Source organism: Pontibacillus salipaludis (genome assembly GCF_014642405.1).
Classification (GTDB): Bacteria; Bacillota; Bacilli; order Bacillales; family BH030062; genus Pontibacillus; species Pontibacillus salipaludis.
Genome location: NZ_BMIN01000021.1, coordinates 38,479 through 55,550 on the forward strand (window position 1 = coordinate 38,479; position 17,072 = coordinate 55,550).

The 17,072-nt window shown below is 38.6% G+C and carries 20 protein-coding genes; 16 read left to right on the forward strand and 4 right to left on the reverse strand.

Annotated features, from left to right (window positions below; genetic code table 11):
- The first annotated feature begins 85 nt into the window (after positions 1-85).
- The 13 genes from IEW76_RS17895 to IEW76_RS17945 all read left to right on the forward strand — a co-directional run bounded on the left by IEW76_RS17895 (position 86) and on the right by IEW76_RS17945 (position 11,372).
- Positions 86-550 carry a hypothetical protein gene (locus IEW76_RS17895; protein ID WP_188655798.1) on the forward strand — a complete coding sequence of 155 codons (465 nt, stop codon included), beginning with the start codon at positions 86-88 and terminating at the stop codon, positions 548-550.
- 427 nt (positions 551-977) lie between these two features.
- Positions 978-1,109: a hypothetical protein gene (locus IEW76_RS20995; RefSeq protein WP_268235080.1), complete on the forward strand. Its 132-nt coding sequence runs from the start codon at positions 978-980 to the stop codon at positions 1,107-1,109.
- A gap of 273 nt (positions 1,110-1,382) precedes the next feature.
- Entirely contained in the window at positions 1,383-1,829 is a 447-nt protein-coding gene (locus IEW76_RS17900; protein ID WP_229721295.1) for a pyridoxamine 5'-phosphate oxidase family protein, read from the forward strand.
- Between the two features lie 331 nt (positions 1,830-2,160).
- Entirely contained in the window at positions 2,161-2,334 is a 174-nt protein-coding gene (locus tag IEW76_RS20880) for a Fe3+ hydroxamate ABC transporter substrate-binding protein (protein WP_229721296.1), read from the forward strand.
- Positions 2,335-2,464: 130 nt separating this feature from the next.
- Entirely contained in the window at positions 2,465-3,247 is a 783-nt protein-coding gene (locus IEW76_RS17905) for an aminoglycoside 6-adenylyltransferase (protein ID WP_188655799.1), read from the forward strand.
- A gap of 436 nt (positions 3,248-3,683) precedes the next feature.
- Positions 3,684-4,415, forward strand: coding sequence for a DUF5694 domain-containing protein (locus IEW76_RS17910; protein WP_188655800.1), 732 nt, complete (start codon positions 3,684-3,686; stop codon positions 4,413-4,415).
- A gap of 187 nt (positions 4,416-4,602) precedes the next feature.
- Positions 4,603-5,508 carry a phosphotransferase enzyme family protein gene (locus IEW76_RS17915; RefSeq protein ID WP_373286017.1) on the forward strand — a complete coding sequence of 302 codons (906 nt, stop codon included), beginning with the start codon at positions 4,603-4,605 and terminating at the stop codon, positions 5,506-5,508.
- Positions 5,509-5,517: 9 nt separating this feature from the next.
- Positions 5,518-6,072 carry a GNAT family N-acetyltransferase gene (locus IEW76_RS17920; RefSeq protein WP_188655802.1) on the forward strand — a complete coding sequence of 185 codons (555 nt, stop codon included), beginning with the start codon at positions 5,518-5,520 and terminating at the stop codon, positions 6,070-6,072.
- Between the two features lie 132 nt (positions 6,073-6,204).
- Entirely contained in the window at positions 6,205-6,582 is a 378-nt protein-coding gene (locus tag IEW76_RS17925; protein ID WP_188655803.1) for a hypothetical protein, read from the forward strand.
- 342 nt (positions 6,583-6,924) lie between these two features.
- Positions 6,925-8,559, forward strand: a complete 1,635-nt coding sequence (locus tag IEW76_RS17930) for an acetolactate synthase large subunit (protein WP_188655804.1) — start codon at positions 6,925-6,927, stop codon at positions 8,557-8,559.
- A gap of 6 nt (positions 8,560-8,565) precedes the next feature.
- Complete coding sequence (locus IEW76_RS17935; protein WP_188655805.1) at positions 8,566-9,999, forward strand: aldehyde dehydrogenase family protein; 1,434 nt, start codon at positions 8,566-8,568, stop codon at positions 9,997-9,999.
- Positions 10,000-10,135: 136 nt separating this feature from the next.
- Positions 10,136-10,744 carry a hypothetical protein gene (locus tag IEW76_RS17940; RefSeq protein ID WP_188655806.1) on the forward strand — a complete coding sequence of 203 codons (609 nt, stop codon included), beginning with the start codon at positions 10,136-10,138 and terminating at the stop codon, positions 10,742-10,744.
- Between the two features lie 10 nt (positions 10,745-10,754).
- The gene (locus IEW76_RS17945) at positions 10,755-11,372 is read left to right on the forward strand and encodes an NUDIX hydrolase (RefSeq protein WP_188655807.1); all 618 of its coding nucleotides are present in this window, start codon (positions 10,755-10,757) and stop codon (positions 11,370-11,372) included.
- Between the two features lie 59 nt (positions 11,373-11,431).
- On the opposite strand, the gene IEW76_RS17950 is transcribed toward IEW76_RS17945, so the two are convergent.
- From IEW76_RS17950 to IEW76_RS17965, 4 genes are read right to left on the reverse strand one after another with little or no spacing between them, the layout of a single operon-like run.
- A complete protein-coding gene (locus IEW76_RS17950; protein ID WP_188655808.1) occupies positions 11,432-11,998 on the reverse strand; it encodes a hypothetical protein in 567 nt (188 codons plus the stop codon).
- A 12-nt stretch (positions 11,999-12,010) separates the two neighbouring features.
- Positions 12,011-13,447, reverse strand: coding sequence for a sodium:solute symporter family protein (locus tag IEW76_RS17955; RefSeq protein WP_188655809.1), 1,437 nt, complete (start codon positions 13,445-13,447; stop codon positions 12,011-12,013).
- Positions 13,448-13,458: 11 nt separating this feature from the next.
- Positions 13,459-13,683 carry a hypothetical protein gene (locus tag IEW76_RS17960; protein WP_188655810.1) on the reverse strand — a complete coding sequence of 75 codons (225 nt, stop codon included), beginning with the start codon at positions 13,681-13,683 and terminating at the stop codon, positions 13,459-13,461.
- Between the two features lie 20 nt (positions 13,684-13,703).
- On the reverse strand, positions 13,704-14,639 hold the full coding sequence (locus IEW76_RS17965; RefSeq protein ID WP_188655811.1) for an ornithine cyclodeaminase family protein: 936 nt from the start codon (positions 14,637-14,639) through the stop codon (positions 13,704-13,706).
- 188 nt (positions 14,640-14,827) lie between these two features.
- Here IEW76_RS17965 and IEW76_RS17970 point away from each other — a divergent pair, with 188 nt between their 5' ends.
- The 3 genes from IEW76_RS17970 to IEW76_RS17980 are packed head-to-tail and all read left to right on the forward strand — an operon-like array spanning position 14,828 to position 17,059.
- The gene (locus IEW76_RS17970) at positions 14,828-15,748 is read left to right on the forward strand and encodes a DoxX-like family protein (RefSeq protein ID WP_308422092.1); all 921 of its coding nucleotides are present in this window, start codon (positions 14,828-14,830) and stop codon (positions 15,746-15,748) included.
- On the forward strand, positions 15,748-16,356 hold the full coding sequence (locus IEW76_RS17975) for a DUF4166 domain-containing protein (protein WP_188655812.1): 609 nt from the start codon (positions 15,748-15,750) through the stop codon (positions 16,354-16,356). Before IEW76_RS17970 ends, IEW76_RS17975 begins: the two co-directional genes overlap by 1 nt.
- Entirely contained in the window at positions 16,346-17,059 is a 714-nt protein-coding gene (locus IEW76_RS17980) for a hypothetical protein (RefSeq protein WP_188655813.1), read from the forward strand. Before IEW76_RS17975 ends, IEW76_RS17980 begins: the two co-directional genes overlap by 11 nt.
- Positions 17,060-17,072: the final 13 nt, after the last annotated feature.

A 17,072-nucleotide genomic window follows, 5' to 3' on the forward strand; every position in this document is an offset into this window, starting at 1 on the left:
TCGCTTCTTTCATTAACGGAGCAGGTTAGTGGAAGAAGAAAAAAGAGTCTGTGTAAATCTCCATCTATTTAAAGGAGCTGAAAAGATGAACAAGGTAGTGGTTCTAATATCCTTGCTTACTATTGTTATGCTACAAGGTTGTTCTGAGAAGATTACGCCAGAAGACTTATTCTTTAATTTCTCCCACGCAATATGGGTGCAAGAGCAAGATTTTGAAGAAGCTAGTGAATTAACAGACAGTTTGACAAATGAGGAACTGAAAGATCAAACCAAACACGTACCAAAACATTTAGTGGATACGTACAAAAGAAAAGTCACCACATACTACTTCAAAAGCAATAAAGACGATGGAGATAAAGAAGTTAATTATCAATTTATAATTCCGGCTTATGCTACTAATGGAAAAGTAACGATTGAGAAACGTAATAGCTCTTGGGTGATAACTAATTTAGAAGCCGGAGAAAGAAAGTCAAACTATTATGATAAACAGCTTAGCGATAAGAAAAAAGATTGGAAAGAAGTCAATCTTGCTGAACTTGAAGAGAAATAACAGAATGAAAAGAGCCACATATATTAGTATTTACTAATGTACGTGGATCTTTTATGGTTATGGGCACTATTCTTGCAACTAACGAGTGCAATTGTCGAACAAGAGCAATCGCTTTTTTTATTAACGTGGCGGGATAGTGGAAGAGCCATGGTTAAATGATGTTCAATAAACAGTCCAGTTTGTTGAGTAATTGTGATTTTTAAAAGGGAGTGAGTAATTGCTGAAAACACATGAGGTTTATTATTTACTACTCCTTATCTGATGACAAACAAACTTGTTTTATAGAATATCTTAAGCACTCTAGTCAGCATTATTGAGCTATCCTTTATATAAAAAGGATGGCATTTTTTATATATGTTCGAGGACTAAGGGGGGGACCATAAAGTGGATGCACTGGCATTTCTTCACGCCCAAGGAGCTTGTCTCTGTGGTAATTATGGTTAGTCTCTTCTTACACTTAACCATTAGTGCAATAATAGCGTCTTTTCTCCTTTCTATAACGATGTGGATCGTTTCATTTGTTATTTATGGAGTTACGGCTATGATGGTGTTTAATTAAAAGGACAAGCACCCTAATTTTGAATTGACATAGAACCATTTCGTTCTGGAGGCCTAATGCAGCTGAAGTGTAAATGAGAAGGAACAGAACAGCTCAACTTCTTGATTTGCTAGAGAAGGCGGGCTTTTTATTATGGAATTTTCCTGTCGTTTTATATCGGCTTGTGTGATGAATGTGTCTAAACAGGTAATTGGTATTTTATGCTAAAATAAATTTAGGTTATGTGAAATATTGTTCTTAAACTAACAGACCAAAATGATTAATCAGGAGGTCATGATGAAAATTATTAAAGATACAGGTAAAAGTTTTAATTTAGAAAATCTTCTTGCCAAGCCTTTAGTAGCTCATTTATCAACAGTTGTAGAGGATGCACCGAGAGATTCACCCGTTTGGTTTTATTGGAAAGATGATAAGATTTGGATAATAGGAACAGCTTCAGATACATTTCCAGATAGAATAAAGGAAAATCCGAAATGTGCGATTGGAATAGTAGATTACAATCAGCACAATGGACTTTTTTTACATGCAGGTTTTAGAGGTACAGCAACCGTAGAACCTTTTGATAAGGTCATAGCTAACCAGTTAATTTCTCGTTACTTAGGTACTGAAATAGAAGAATGGGACCAGCGTTTTAAAAATTTAGATAATAGTAATACTTTAATATGTTTTATGCCTGAAACAGTAGTAGTTCGTGACCAATCATTTGTTCTTCCTAAATAACAAGAAGAAGTAGATTGGTCAAATGAATGGTTGCTTCTATTGTTAACGGGTGCGTTTTTTGAAGAAAAGCAATCGCTTCTTAACAGAACAGGAAGCTATAAAGAATTTGTAGAAGAACTCCATCATTTATTCTTAAAATATCAAAAAATGAAAAGGTAAGCTTTCACTATCAAACGGAGGTTTGCATTTGTAAGTTTTCAAAGAGATAATCTTGTTTTTATTCAACTAAAGGGTGCTAATGTTAAAGATCACTTGGACATAGAAATTGAAGAAACTTTTCATAGAATCCCTTCGTATAGAAGTTAATCAGATGTTATCTGGAGGTTTTATTATGTTGTGGGATAAACCTAAATGCACGTATTGTCAAAAAGAAATAAAAAGTGATGACGTTGTTTATGTGAAAATGCGCTACCCTAAGCGAAAAGGTTTCACTGAAATAAAGGCGTATCTAAGAAATGAAGGTAAGTTTATTTGTGAAAAATGCTTTAATGGTAATCTTATGTAAGGAATTTCCAATAAACAGTCGCGATCATTAAAGAAGAGTATTCGTTTCTTACATTAACGTTTTAGTAATGTTAAGAGAGGACTAGTCTTATTTTTAATAAAGTGCAAGGTAGTAAAAAGGAGAGTGGGTCATGTATAGTTCTGAAGAAAGAAATTCTTTTTTTGATAATATTATTGAGAAATTAGAAGCTTCTAAATTGGTGGAAGGTATTATCCAATTAGGTTCTGGAGTGGTTGGATATACAGATGAACACTCTGATATCGATTTAATGATTGCTACTTCTGAAATAAAGGATGCAGAAGTGACCAAAAGGTTTGCTTATCAGACCTTCAATGATTTTAATTCTCTATACATCAAAGAAAAGCAATTTAGTGAAGAAATATTTCTTATTATTGCAATAATGGAAAACCATTTAGAATTTAATGTCTCCATCGTACCTAGGGATTTATTAACTGTAAGGTCTCCTTTATGGAAAGTCATTACAGATAAAACTGGCTTAGTAACTGAGAAAATGAATGTTGAAAATAAAAAGTTTAAGGATAATCCTGAGAAATATCGATTAGGATTTGATATTTCATTTGAATTTGTTTATTGTTTCTTGAGTTTTGAAAAAGAGCTGAAACGAAATAACTTAATATATGCTCTGAAAATGCTAGAACAAATGAGAGATTACACCCTAACTGTACAAGCATTGAATGAGAAGAAAAAACTTCATCAACTTAAAGCGTATAACACATTAGAACCATCTTTCATCAAAGCATATCTTTCCACTTACCCAAATAAAATTACTAGAGAAAAGTTAGAAGCTTCTGCTAGACAATTAAGGGAGCTTTTTACAGATACTATAAATCAAAATTCAACATTATCAATGGAAAATGCTTTAGAGAACCTTCTAGAACAAACTACTGTTTAAATAAATCAACAAAAAAATAGTTTCTAATTAACGATCGGGTGCTTTAGTGGAGCAAGGAGCTTTGGGGACTTGCAGCACCTATTTTGCTAACGAGGCTGTAGAATTCAATAAGGATATTGAAAGGTTAATCTTTAATGATACGAGGTGATATGGGTATGGAGACTATGTTAATTTTGGCGTTTTCTCTTGCAGCAGGTGGTGCAAGCATTGCATTGTTTGCATTTTCGAAAGTAGAAAAACTGGAAAAAAGAATTAAAGAACTTGAAGCCAAATAAACAGTGAAACAATAATATTTGTGTACTATTACACTTAAACTATTGGGTGCTAGAGAAGGTCAACGTTAAAAGAGATAGCTCAATCATAATATAATATATCAGAATGTTTTGTTAATGTGGGTTGGAATATGATTAAAGAGCTTAGAAGGGAAGTTGTTAGTATGAAGCCAACGATCCTATTACTTGGAACGGACCATTTTTCTGATCAAGGTAACGTCGATCTGTTTAGTACGGGCAAAGTGGATATCTTATCGAATGAAAGGCAAAACGAAATTAGAGAAATCATTAACTGTCTAAAGCAATTCGAACCAACGAAAGTAGCTTTAGAGGTCCTAAAAGAAAATGAGGAAGAATTAAATGCGCAATATGCTTCTTATATCAATGGAAGTTATCCACTAAAGGTTAATGAGATTGATCAAATCGGTTTCCGTTTAGCGGGGGAGTGTAATCTCAACCAGGTATACCCCGTCGATTGGAACGAGGCTCAAAAAGACACTCCAGATATTGATGATGGGAAGAGTTCCGCTGCGTTCAAAGAAGTGACGAGAATTGGAAAACGCTTAATAGCTGAATACAATACATATCTACATAACCATACACTGAAAGATTATTTGCTATGGCTTAATGACTCCGAGAATATAGGAAGAGGACAGGAATTCTATATGAAGCTGGCTCTAGTAGAGAGTGAAGGGGATCCAGTTGGGGCCACGTGGACTGCGAAGTATTGGTACTACCGCAATCTGTTAATCTATAAAAACTTAGTTAACTTGATTGATTCAGATGAGGAACGAATTTTCGTTTTATATGGTAGCGGACATCTCCACTTACTTTTCCAGTTCTTAAAAAAGAGTGGGATGTTTGATATTAAAGTAGCCAGTGATTATTTAAAATAGTATCGTTACTCAAGTTTATAGCACCTCTTCCTCATTTCACTAAAGAGGAGAGCGAGTTAAAAAAAAGGGATTGTTACGGATGCGCCTCTACCTGAAATGATTGTCGTGCTTGTTAGAAATAGAGCAGGAGGTAGTGAGTTTGGTACATAAAATACGAGAATTACTGAACAGAGTATATCCAGTAAATATAATTAAAGTAGAATCAGTAACAGATGAAATCTTTAGATGCACTGCTAAAGAAGGGAATTACTTTGCAAGGATTACAAATTATAAAAGTTTTGATGAACAATTAGAAGAGGTTAAATATACGGATTTCTTATATAAAGAAGGATTGGGTGTGTCGCCAACCATATCTTCTATTAATGATAAGGTTGTAGAAAGGATAACTCTTGAAAACAATGAAATCTTAACTGTTCTTTATAAATCTGCACCTGGTGAACACCTCCCAAGGAATGAGTGGAACGCAGATGTTTTAAAAGAGTTAGGCAGGCAGATTGGTAAGTTACATCGATTGTCAAAAAAGTTTGAAGAAGTACATCCAATTACATTCATCAATGATTGGCATGATAACAAGGAATATAACTTTCTTAAATATATTCCTATAGAGGAAACTAGAATTCGAGAAATTGCAAAAGAAGTACTATCATCTATAAAAACCATCCCTAAAAATAATGCGAATTATGGGTTATTACACGGGGATTTATGGTTAGAAAATATACTTGTTGATAAAGGCTTGGCTCTGACAATGGTTGATTTTCAAGATTGTGAGAAGAATTTTTATATTTTTGACTTGGCTGTTCCAATATATAGTGCGTTGGAGTATTCGTTTGTAGGTGGAGGGAATATCATTGAATATGGAAATAGTATTACGAAAGCAATCGTTGAAGGATACCAAGAGGAAAATGTACTATCTTCAGAAATGCTAGAAAAACTCCATTTATTTATTAAGTTAAAAGAGGTATTTGAATACAATTTGATGCACATGTACTGGGATAAAGAAAAACTAACTGAAGATCAAATAAGAATCATGAACCATTTTAGAATGAGGATTGAATTTAATCACTCCATTCTGATGGGATCTAATTTAATATGAGGTGTTTATTTGGGAGGGTTTGCTTACCAAACAGAGACAGAAAGATTAATTATAAGACCATATATCAAAGAGGATTATATAAATTGGTTAACTCAATTTAAAAATAGAATGCCAGCACAACACAAATACGATGAAGGTAAAATAGATATGGGCATTTGTACTGAAGAATGGTTTAGAGAACTGGTAGATAACCATCAACAGATGGCTTTGGATGATAAAGTGTATGTATTTGGCATTTTTCGAAAAGGAGATCATGCTCATTTGGGTGCAATAGACTTCTCTACAATTATGAGGGATGATTTTCAATGGGCGAGAATTGGTTATACGATTCATAACCACTTTTGGAGAAGAGGTTATGGAAATGAATCTGTTAAAGCTGCAATAAGTATTGCTTTTAAAGAGCTAAATTACCATCGTATAGAAGCTCACATTAATCTCGATAATAAGCCTTCAATTAAATTGGCAGAAGGTGTTGGAATGCAATTTGAATGTATAAGAAAAGGGTTTATATATGAGTTTGACGAATGGACAGATAATCTAATTTACTATATTCATTCAAATTAGCTCTTATTAAACAGACGGGTGTGATTGTTTAACAATCGCACCCGTCTGTTTCATTATCGGAGCAGAAGTTTTGAATAGATCCAATGAAACTTCTCTAGAAGCACTGCGACTATTTTCATAAGGAGGTCTTATATGAAACGTAAGAATTTTATTTATCTCATTCTATGCTTATTATTTTTAGTCGGGTGTAACCATCAGACAAGTGAGGAGACTACCTTTGATGAGGAAGGAAACGCTGGAACAACATCGTGGGCGTTCAAGTTTGTAAAGTATAATGATATTTCTTATGAGCTAACTAATATAGAAGTTAATGAAAGCAATGTAGGAGAAAAGATTGGAGAGGTTAAACGAGATCTCACCGATTTGGATACGACTGGAAAACTCAATGAAGTCGATTTTGACGCAGCAGGATTGCCGAAAGGAACACCTTTATATAATAGCAAGGAAAGTAAAGATACCATCATTTATAAAGAGAACAACACCTATTTCATTGCTAAAAAACATTCTTAAGCTAACGGATGAGATAGTTAAAGAAGACATACAGAAAGAACGTTTGGTTTTTTATTATCCTATCGTTCTTTTTTGCTATTTATACTTTTTATTACCTATATTCCGAACAAACTCTGCCATATAGTGAAACCCGCAAACTACACAGCCCTTAAGAGTTGGAGCCGTTCGTAAAAGCGAGTCGCTCCCCAGACACCCCAAGCACTTAACAAACGTAAGGGCATTATCCACACATAAGCATTCTTCCATAAAAGAATGCTTATGTGTATAAGACCCCAACCTTCTACTCATAAGAATCTCATTCGTTACACACCCTATAAGTACTGAGACTAGGGAGTGACAGATATGAACGTTGCACAATTGCTTATTAAATGCTTAGAACATGAAGGTGTAGAATATATCTTCGGCGTTCCAGGCGAAGAAAACATTGATATGATGGACGCGATTAAAGACTCAAAGATTGAATTCATTACCACACGTCACGAAACAAGTGCAGCCTTTATGGCGGGAACTTACGGTCGTTTAACCGGGAAACCTGGAGTCTGTTTGGCGACGCTTGGGCCAGGGGCTACAAACTTATTGACGGGTGTAGCAAACGCGAATATGGACCATTGCCCACTTATTGCGATCACGGGGCAGGCTGGATTGAATCGCCAACATAAGATTTCCCATCAGTATTACGACCTTGTAGATATCTATGAGCCCGTCACGAAATGGAATGCTCAAATTAAGACAGGAGAGATCGTACCGGAAGTCGTAAGGAAAGCATACCAATTAGCAGCAGGGGAGAAGCCGGGGGCGACTCATATTGATTTGCCTGAAGATGTAGCGGGGATGGAAGTGGATCTTGATCCTCTGTACATAACAGAGCATGTGTTACCTCAAGCGAGTGAAGACGTTTTGAAGGAAGCGGCTCTTTTGATTTCTAAAGCCAAGTCTCCTTTGATTTTAGCTGGTAATGGCGTGACTCGTTGTGAAGGAAGTAAGCACCTTCGTGAATTTGCTGTGAAGACGCAAATCCCTGTTGTTCATTCTTTCATGGGAAAAGGTGCCTTGTCTTGGAAAGACGACTTAAGTCTTCTTACAGCTGGATTGAGCGGAGGCGATTACATTACTTGTGGTTTTAAGCAGGCTGATCTCATTATTACAATTGGTTTTGACATGGCTGAAACTCCTCCGCAAAACTGGAACCCTACAGGAGAAACACCTATTCTTCATATTGATACAGAAGAAGCTGAAATTGATGCTTATTATCCTGTTTCTTTAAATGTTGTGGGGGACATTAAGAAAAATTTAGAGCAATTAATGGAGAAGGTTCCAGAACAAGCTCGTCATTTGGATTGGGCGAAGTCGATACGCGATAAAGCCCTCAAGGAACTGGATTCGTATAGAAATGATACTGGTTTTCCAGTCAAACCACAGAAGATTATCGCTGACCTTCGTGAGGTATTACGTGATGAAGATATTGTCATATCAGATGTCGGAGCTCACAAAATGTGGATTGCGCGAATGTATCATACCGCACAACCAAACACGTGCCTCATATCAAACGGCTTAGCTTCTATGGGAGTCGCTGTACCAGGGGCAATCGGTGCAAAGTTAGCACAAAGGGACAAAACGATTGTGGCAGTGTGTGGAGATGGCGGTTTTCTTATGACAGGTGCAGATATAGAAACAGCGGTAAGATTGAATTTACCGATTGTCATTTTACTATGGAGAGATGAAGGATATGGACTTATTGAATGGCATCAAATGAAGAAGTTTGATCGGCCTGCTCATATTGATTTTGGGAATCCAGACTTTCTAAAATTTGCTGAGTCATTTGGTATGGAAGGTATACGTGTGGACCGAGCTGAGGATTTGAAACCAGCCATTGAAAAAGCGGTCGCCATGAAGCGTCCAGTCTTGATAGATTGTCCTGTTGATTACAGTGAAAATATGAAGTTAACCGAAAAGCTGAAGAACATAACGTGTGAATGAGGTGACATGATGAGGATCAGTTCAATCATTAACGGAGAAGAGTATATAGACGAAACAAGAGAATCTCTAGAAGTAAAGAATCCATATAATCAAGAAGTAGTAGCGAAAATGACTCTAGCGAAAGTGGAAGACTTACATAGAGCGATTGATGTGAGTTTTTCAACGTTTCACGATACGATGAAAGAGATGCCTGCACATAAGCGATCGGATATTCTGCGTAAGGCTGCAGATCTGTTGGAAGAAAGAGAAAATGATTTTGCTCAAATCATCTCTCGGGAAGCGGGGAAGCCTATAAAATTTAGTCGCGGTGAGGTACAACGTTCTGTACAGGTTCTTCGCTTTGCATCTGAACAAGCGAAAGACATAAATGGTGAAGTTATTCCGATGGATGCTGCGATCGGTGGTCAAGGTCGATTAGGCTTTACGAAGCGAATGCCACTCGGTGTTGTTGCAGCGATTACACCTTTTAACTTCCCGCTCAATCTGTCCCTTCATAAATTGGCCCCTGCGATTGCAGCAGGGAATACGATTGTGTTCAAGCCTGCTGAGAAAACACCTGTTTCAGCTTACATGCTCGTAAAGCTGTTTCATGAAGCTGGTATGCCTGTTGGAGCTTTAAACTTAGTTCTTGGGTTAGGAGAAGAACTTGGTGACCCTTTAGTTGAGCATGACAACGTTCATAAAGTAACCTTTACTGGTAGTCTTCCTGTGGGAAGAAGAATTCGTGAAAAAGCAGGATTTAAAAAAGTCACGCTTGAGCTTGGTTCAAATTCGCCTAACATTTTATTTGAGGATGCGGATGTAAAAGAAGTGGTTACAGATTTAGTTAAAGGCGCCTTTGCTTTCTCAGGGCAAGTATGTATATCCGCCCAGCGTGTTTACGTTCACCATTCTCTGTTTGAATCATTCTTAGCGGAATATAAAACCCAAACCGAAGATCTTACAATTGGTGATCCTCTTGAAGAAGGTACGGACTTTGGGCCAATGATTACAGAAGAAGCAGCTGAACGCGCGAAAACGTGGATCGATGATGCCGTGAAAAACGGAGCAAAGATTGAAACGGGTGGAGATCAAAAAGGTACGCTTCTAACTCCGACGATTATGACGAATGTTAAAAGCGACATGAAAATTATCGCAGAAGAAGTGTTTGCTCCAATTGTGTCGATTATTCCATTCGAGACGGAAGAAGAAGTAGTTAAAGCCGCTAATGATTCGATTTATGGACTTCAAGCGGGGGTCTTCACTAAAGACATTAATCGCGCTTTCCGAGTTGCTGACCAGATTGAAATGGGCGGGGTATGGATTAACGAAATCTCTACCTATCGTCAAGATAATCATCCTTATGGTGGTGTGAAACAAAGTGGAATCGGACGAGAAGGTGTGAAGTACGCGATAGAGGATATGACAGAAATAAAATTTTATGGAGTGAAATTGAATTAAAGGAAGAGGGCATTGGCTGAAGCCATGCCCTCTTTTTTTGTAAGGTTCAAACTACACTAGGAATGATAAGAGGTTGAGTTCATATTCCTTTTTTGAAATAATTGGATAAGAATCACGCGGACAAAGGGGTGTCATAGTGAACAAACGAATAGCTTATACGATTTTTAGTGCCGTTTTATTATCAGGCTGTCAGTCCGTCACAAGTGAAGAGGCAAAAGCAGGAGAACCAGAAGATAAAGATCAAGCGGTAATGAAGGAAAAAGAGTATACGTTTGAGGAGTATAAAGAGATGTTTCAAGAGTCCGTTTCAGAAGCGGAAGCGTTTGGTGTTCATGACGAAGGAGTAGAGAAATGGATGACACGCATCATTTATCAATCCAAACGAAATGGAAATGACAATGTAAAAGAAGAAATGGTGCTAGAACAAGCGAAAGAATCCGTTCAGCAACAGAAGGATTGGAAAAGCTACGCAAAAGAAACATATGACGTTCAGGTAATGGAGGGAGAAGTAGATCGTTATATTGAAGAAGGGCCAGATCAAATGGAAGTGATGGAACAACAAGCTGCCGCGGAGGCACTTGGAATGACTTCTGTTGAGTTCAATCATTCATTTGATCGAGATCATTATGAGATGGCTGTTTTATTTGAAAAACTCATTCCTAAACTAAGAGAGGAATATGATGAGTCCTCTCCTGGAAACCTTATTGAACGTTTTAAAAAAGAAGCAGAAAAGGATAACGAGTAGGAGATGACGTATGGAGGAACAGCTAAGAATCTTTGATAAAGAAAAGAATCCTATTGGGGTGGCATCACGGGCAGATGTTCATAAATATGGGTACTGGCATGAGGTGTTTCATTGCTGGATGACTACACGAATAAATAAAGAAGAATACCTGTACTTACAATTACGTAGTCCTAATAAGAAAGATTATCCAGGCCTTTTTGATATCACTGCTGCGGGTCACTTACTTGCTGAAGAATCGGTAGAGGATGGTATACGAGAGGTGGAAGAAGAGTTAGGTTTACGAGTTGCATTTGAGGAATTGATTTCGTTAGGGACTCTTTCCTATCAAGTTGAGACTCAACAAATTATTAATAAAGAGTATGCAAATACGTTCTTATATAAGGGGAACCACGATTTTAATGATTTCGATCTCCAGATAGAAGAAGTAACAGGAATGATGCGTGTAAAGTTAAGGGATTTTGAACAGCTCTGGTTCAATCAAACAGACAGTATCATCGGGTATGGCTTTAAGGTAGATGGGCATGGGGGTAGAGAACTCTACGAAAATCGACTAGGACGATCTGATTTTGTTCCACATGAGGATACGTTTTACGAGGAAGTCATTCGTAAAATAAAAGCTAATGTATGATCTATCAAAAAAATTGGACTAAAATACCTCAAGCAGAAGCGAATCTGCTTGAGGTTTTTTTAAAGTTTCCACGTATTAGACTGTGCAAGTTCTCGCATTAACTCTTCTGACTCACCTGTATTTCCGTTAATGTAGTAGGACTTAGTTAAAAAGTAAGTATTTAACTCAACGTCCCAAAGAGGTAAATAAACCAACTCTGTTTCTTTAATTTCATACCTAGGTTTTTTAAGCACGTAGTTTCTGTTGATTTGTTTATCCTGCACATCCGGCACATAGCGAGCAAACAGATCTTCCTTACTGATTACCGCTTCTTTTATTTCAGATGCAGGTACTTTTTTCTGAGCGGTTGGCGGAATGTTTGGAAATAACCCGCGATACCCTGTAATGGCATCGATAAACACCATATTAGGCCTTACTTTCGGTGGGAACGGTTTTCGGTCTGCAATAACAAGCATTTTAACAATCCACATGGGATAATAGAACTTAGTTTGCTTCTTAATCCCATCTTGAATGGTCTTTTCATTAAAGTGACGGTTCCAACGCAAAGTGGGCTTCACGCTTTTATAAATAGATGTAGATAAATCTGTTTCCTGAATCTTTCCTTCACCTAAAATCGTAACATTCATTGAATCACCTGCTTATGCTTGTATATTGGTATGATACTGATCGACTTGAAGTTGAGTGGATTGAGATGGAGAGGCTGTCATTAGGCTCACTCCGATGGTTAAGATCGCAGAAACGGGTGCAGAAACCAGGTGTTCTGAAACTAATGCAAAAGGAAGGAGTGCCATAATGATAAACGTTACGGTACCACCTACCATTCCTGCTAGAGCTCCAGCTGTATTCGCGCGTTTCCACCATAATCCAAGTACGAGCGGGAATCCGAATGCCGAGAGCATGGCTCCACTTACCCAACCAACCATAACGGCAATAAGTTGAGGTGGATTAATAGCGAAGATGATTCCGACTATACTAGCGAGAATCATGACGACAAGACCTAATCGAGTAACCGTCTTCTCGGAAGCCTCTTTGTTGATATGTTCCTTATAAATATCATGAGCAATACCGGCAGCAACAGCGAGTAGCATCGCATCAGCAGAAGACATGATTGCCGCCAATAACCCCGCTAACATCACCCCAGCTAGAATAGGTGGCATATAGTGTTCAATAACGGATATGAAGATCATATCCTGATTCTCAAGCGATTCAGCAACGCCTAAACTTGCACCTGCTGAAGCGATGAAAAAGCCGAATATAAAGACCGTAACATACAGGAAACAAGCTCCTAGTGCAGAGCGTCGAGCTGTTTTCGCATCACGAGCTGCAAAGTTTCTCATTACAGCTGAAGGAGAGACCACTCCGAACCATAAGAAGGCAACAAATAAACCAAAGTAGGACATCCAAGGCTGCGTAACATCACCAAATTGAGGATCAACAGCCAGAGCATCTTGGATTAACGTACTAACTCCCCCATGGTCCATCACTATAATGATCGTTAAGATAAACATTCCAATTACCATAACGGCACCTTGAATCAAATCCGTATATGTAATGGCCCACATCCCTCCAAGGGCTGCATATAATGTGAACCCAAGCCCTAATATGATGACAGCTGTTACATAATCAATCCCTAACACATAGGACCCAATTAGGCCAGAAGCTGTTAATTGCGGAATCATGTAAAAGGTCATACAAAGGACAACGATAATAGCAGATACAATTTGGACTGACTTTCCATATCTCGTTTTAAAGAATTCAGGTAATGTTTTCACACCGGCTCGTCTGATCTGACCAGATATGAGAAACATGGCGAACGAAGGGATGGCTACAGCACCAAATCCATAGGCTAACAAGAAAGGTATACCAAGGGCGACACCTGAGCCAACAGCCCCCATTAAAGAACTTGAACTAGCTACTGCAGCGAAGAAGGCGAAAGAACCTACAAAGCTATTAATCTTACCACCTGCAGTCCAATAATCTCCTTCAGAAGAGTGGGCTCTCTTAGCAAACCATATGCCAATGCCGATCATAATTAATAAATATATTCCAAGTATCGTAGCTTCCATTATTTGCATAGACTCACTCCTTATTCAGCTTCATGCTTCTCTATTTTTTCCATCCAAATCACGTAGATTATGGTTAATGCCAGCCATATGAAGAAACACGCGAACATGGCCCATCCTACTAAGGATATACCGCCGATGTAGGTATCGGTAGGCCACCAAATCCAAAACATCAGAGCGATTGTAGACAAGAGGATGACCATGATAATTCCTGGGTCTTTCCACTTTTTCTTCGTTAATTTTTCCATTTAGTCATTCCACTCCCTTACTATTGATAGAGTTTTTCATAAATAGATTGAAAGACGACCAGATCAAAAATGGACGCACCAACAGACTTGAACACAATGAGTTTTTCTTCAGGAGCTTTTGGAGCATGCTCTTTCGTGATAATTTTCTCCAAGTCCCATGCATCTTCTAGGTTACTTCTTAATGCTTTGGCACGAATCATGTCCCCTGATTCATGTAAGGCAGATGGTGCGTCTACGTAAATTTCCTCTGCATTACGCAATACATCATCTGAAATCTCCTGCATATCAGGGCGGAAGGATCCCACGCCTACAAGTAATTTTCCTTTCCATTCAGCTGGGCTTAAATTTGGTAATACAGGTTCAGTTGAGGTAGTCGTGGTGACAATGATATCTGAGTCTCTGACTAGTGTTTCAGCAGTTGAAATGCTAAACGTTACGTTTGGAAATGCTTGCTCGGCTCTTTCTTTAAAAGCTTCTGCCTTTTCTTTCGTTCGGTTAAAGATATGTACTTCTTCAATATCTCTAGCGACAAGCGCAGATTGTAAGTGACTCCACCCTTGAGTCCCAGTTCCAATAATGCCAAGTGTTTTCGCATCTTTCCTCGCGAGGTAGGACATCCCGAGACCTCCGAGTGCGCCTGTTCGTAATGCGGTAATGGCAATTGCATCACACAGTAATAACGGTTCCATCGTCTTTCGGTCATGAAGGATCATAAGCCCATGGATCGTATCTTTTCCCACTTGTGAGTTTTCAGGAGCGACCCCTACAAGCTTCGTGGCGTAATAATCCCCATAAAAAGCAGGCATCAATAAAGCGGTATTCTTACCGTCATTAATGTGCATTCGATCAGGGGAAATATATGAATCGTCCCCAGTTTTGTAGAATGATTCAATAGCCTGCATCGTTTCTTGCATCGAATAGTGTTCTGTAATTTCTTCTTTTGATTTAACGTTCAAAAATAATTCCTCCTCTCTTGTCGTTCACCATATTAACAAAATTTTCAGAAAAATAAAATAGGATAGTAGACTTAGTATTTTGGGTCTCTAGTCAAATTAGGACTTTATGCCTCTATTTAGGGTTATCAGATTCTTTCTATTCCTGCTAAACTTATAGGAGTAAGTTAGGAGAGTAGGAGTGATGAATTATGGTGAATCAGAATCCGATCTATGTAGAGATTCCTATCCGTGCAGAAATGGATGATTTATGGAAAGCATCGCAAAATCCAGATAGGCACGAACAGTGGGATTTGCGCTTTTCTTCGATTACTTATCAACCTAAGAGCCATGAAGAAGATCCGCAAGAGTTTACATACAAAACAAACGTAGGACTTGGTCTTTCAGTTGCAGGATGGGGGAGAAGTAAGGGGACCCACGATGGTAAGGATGGTTCAAGAACGTCCTCTCTTCACTTTGGTACAGATCAAAAGATCTCCATCATTACAGAAGGAAGAGGCTACTGGAAGTACATCCCGAAATCGGATAAAGAGATGACATTTCTAACTCAATACGATTATCAAACCAGATTTGGTACGCCTGGAACATGGATAGACAAGTTGTTCTTTCGTCCTATGATTGGATGGGCAACAGCACTTAGTTTTGATGTCCTTAAACGATGGCTTGAAAAAGGGGTAGAGCCCAAGACCCAGCACATGCAGTTCTTCGCTTATTGGGTTCTATCCTTTTTCTTCTCCTTTGTATGGATCTATCACGGATTGATTCCTAAAGTCCTGTATAGGCATCCGGAAGAGATAGCGCTAGCAGAAAGTTTACTGCCCTTCTCGGTGTCAGCGGGTTCTGTAGTCGTGTGTATGGGAATTGCAGAAATTCTATTTGGTCTCACATGGTGGTTTATAAAGAGGCGAAGGTGGCTGTATTATTTGCAGGTGTTCGCTTTTCCTGTACTTACCGTATCGGCCATTGTGGCAGACCCAAGTACGTTAACTCATCCGTTTAGCCCATTAACCTTCAATAGTGGCTTATTTCTGTTGTCTGTACTGGGACTTGCAGTGAGTAGGGATGTACCAACTGCTAAGAATTGCAAGCGTAAGAGGAAGGAGTCAGCTTAATGCCAATTTATTCACAAGTATTGGGGCATGAGTTCAAGAAATTACACCCCATGCTTCAACAACGCTACAAGCACATCGAAGAAAAACCATATAAAGGATCTGGAGTCATGAAAAGAATATCTGGTGGCTCAAAATGGATGTTCCCTCTAAAGTTAATGGGGACAAGAAGGAAGCTTATGTTTCCTGAGGAAGGAACGTTCATTCCTTTTACCATTCAGCATAAGCCTAAAATTGGTGAGGTGGGCGAGGAACAAGTGCATTGGGAGCGGGTCTTTTATTTCAACGGTAAGAAGCGGTATTTCAATGCGCTTATGAGTTTCGATCCTGACCGTGGGATTATCAAAGACTATCTTGGTGAACCATCTGTGATGTATTCTGATTTAGCTTTAACCGTCCTTGAAAACGGTGGCTTACACATTCAGTCAAAAAGACAGCGTGCGGTATTTGGGAAAAAGGAAATTCCTTTGCCACGCTTCCTTCAAGGGATAGCAACTGTGGTTGAAACTTTTAATGACAAGCGTGGAGTCTATGAAATTCATGTAAGTGTCCAGAACCCTATCATGGGTACGATTTTTTCCTATGAAGGTGAATTTACAAATGATGCGTAACATCCCAACTAGTCGAATTAGAGGTACGTTTCATGTCGGTGAAGAAGTCCTTGCGGAACACAAGGATAAGCGAAGGAAAGAGGTAGGGTTAGTAGAAGACATGAGAATATATGAAGATATTGATCTACATACCCTGTCACCCATGATTATCGACTTTTATGAACGAACGACGTCCTATCGCTTATTTGCAAAAGTAAAGTGGAAAACATGGTTTAAGCCATTTGCATCTGTTTATCGTATGATTAGTAAGAGAACAGAACAAATTAACTTGCCCATATCGAGTAGGGAAGTGGAAATGACAGGCGATATTGTGCCTGTTTCAGAAGAGACCGATGGTAGACGTCGCCCGAGGGCATGGGTGCGAAAAATAGGGGAAGAGGTTTGTTTTATTGCCATCTATTCTTTTCATAAGACGAGAGAGCGTACCTATATGAATATCGCACTCCCCTTGCCCTGGTCTACCATGACAGGGGTTCTTGAGCTGAATCAAATGGGAAGTCGGTTGAGTTTATCTAGTAAACGCAATACGTTAAAGAATGCTGATTCGGGAACATATTTAACGGTTAAACAAAAGCGCTTCAAGTTGCCGATTGAAGAATATTTTCTAGTGGAAGAAGGAGAAGGGGAGTTGCACGCCATACACAAAATGTGGCTGTTCTCTATTCCCTTTTTAACCATTCAGTATCGAATCATCCCAAAATAGCATGGATTCTCCT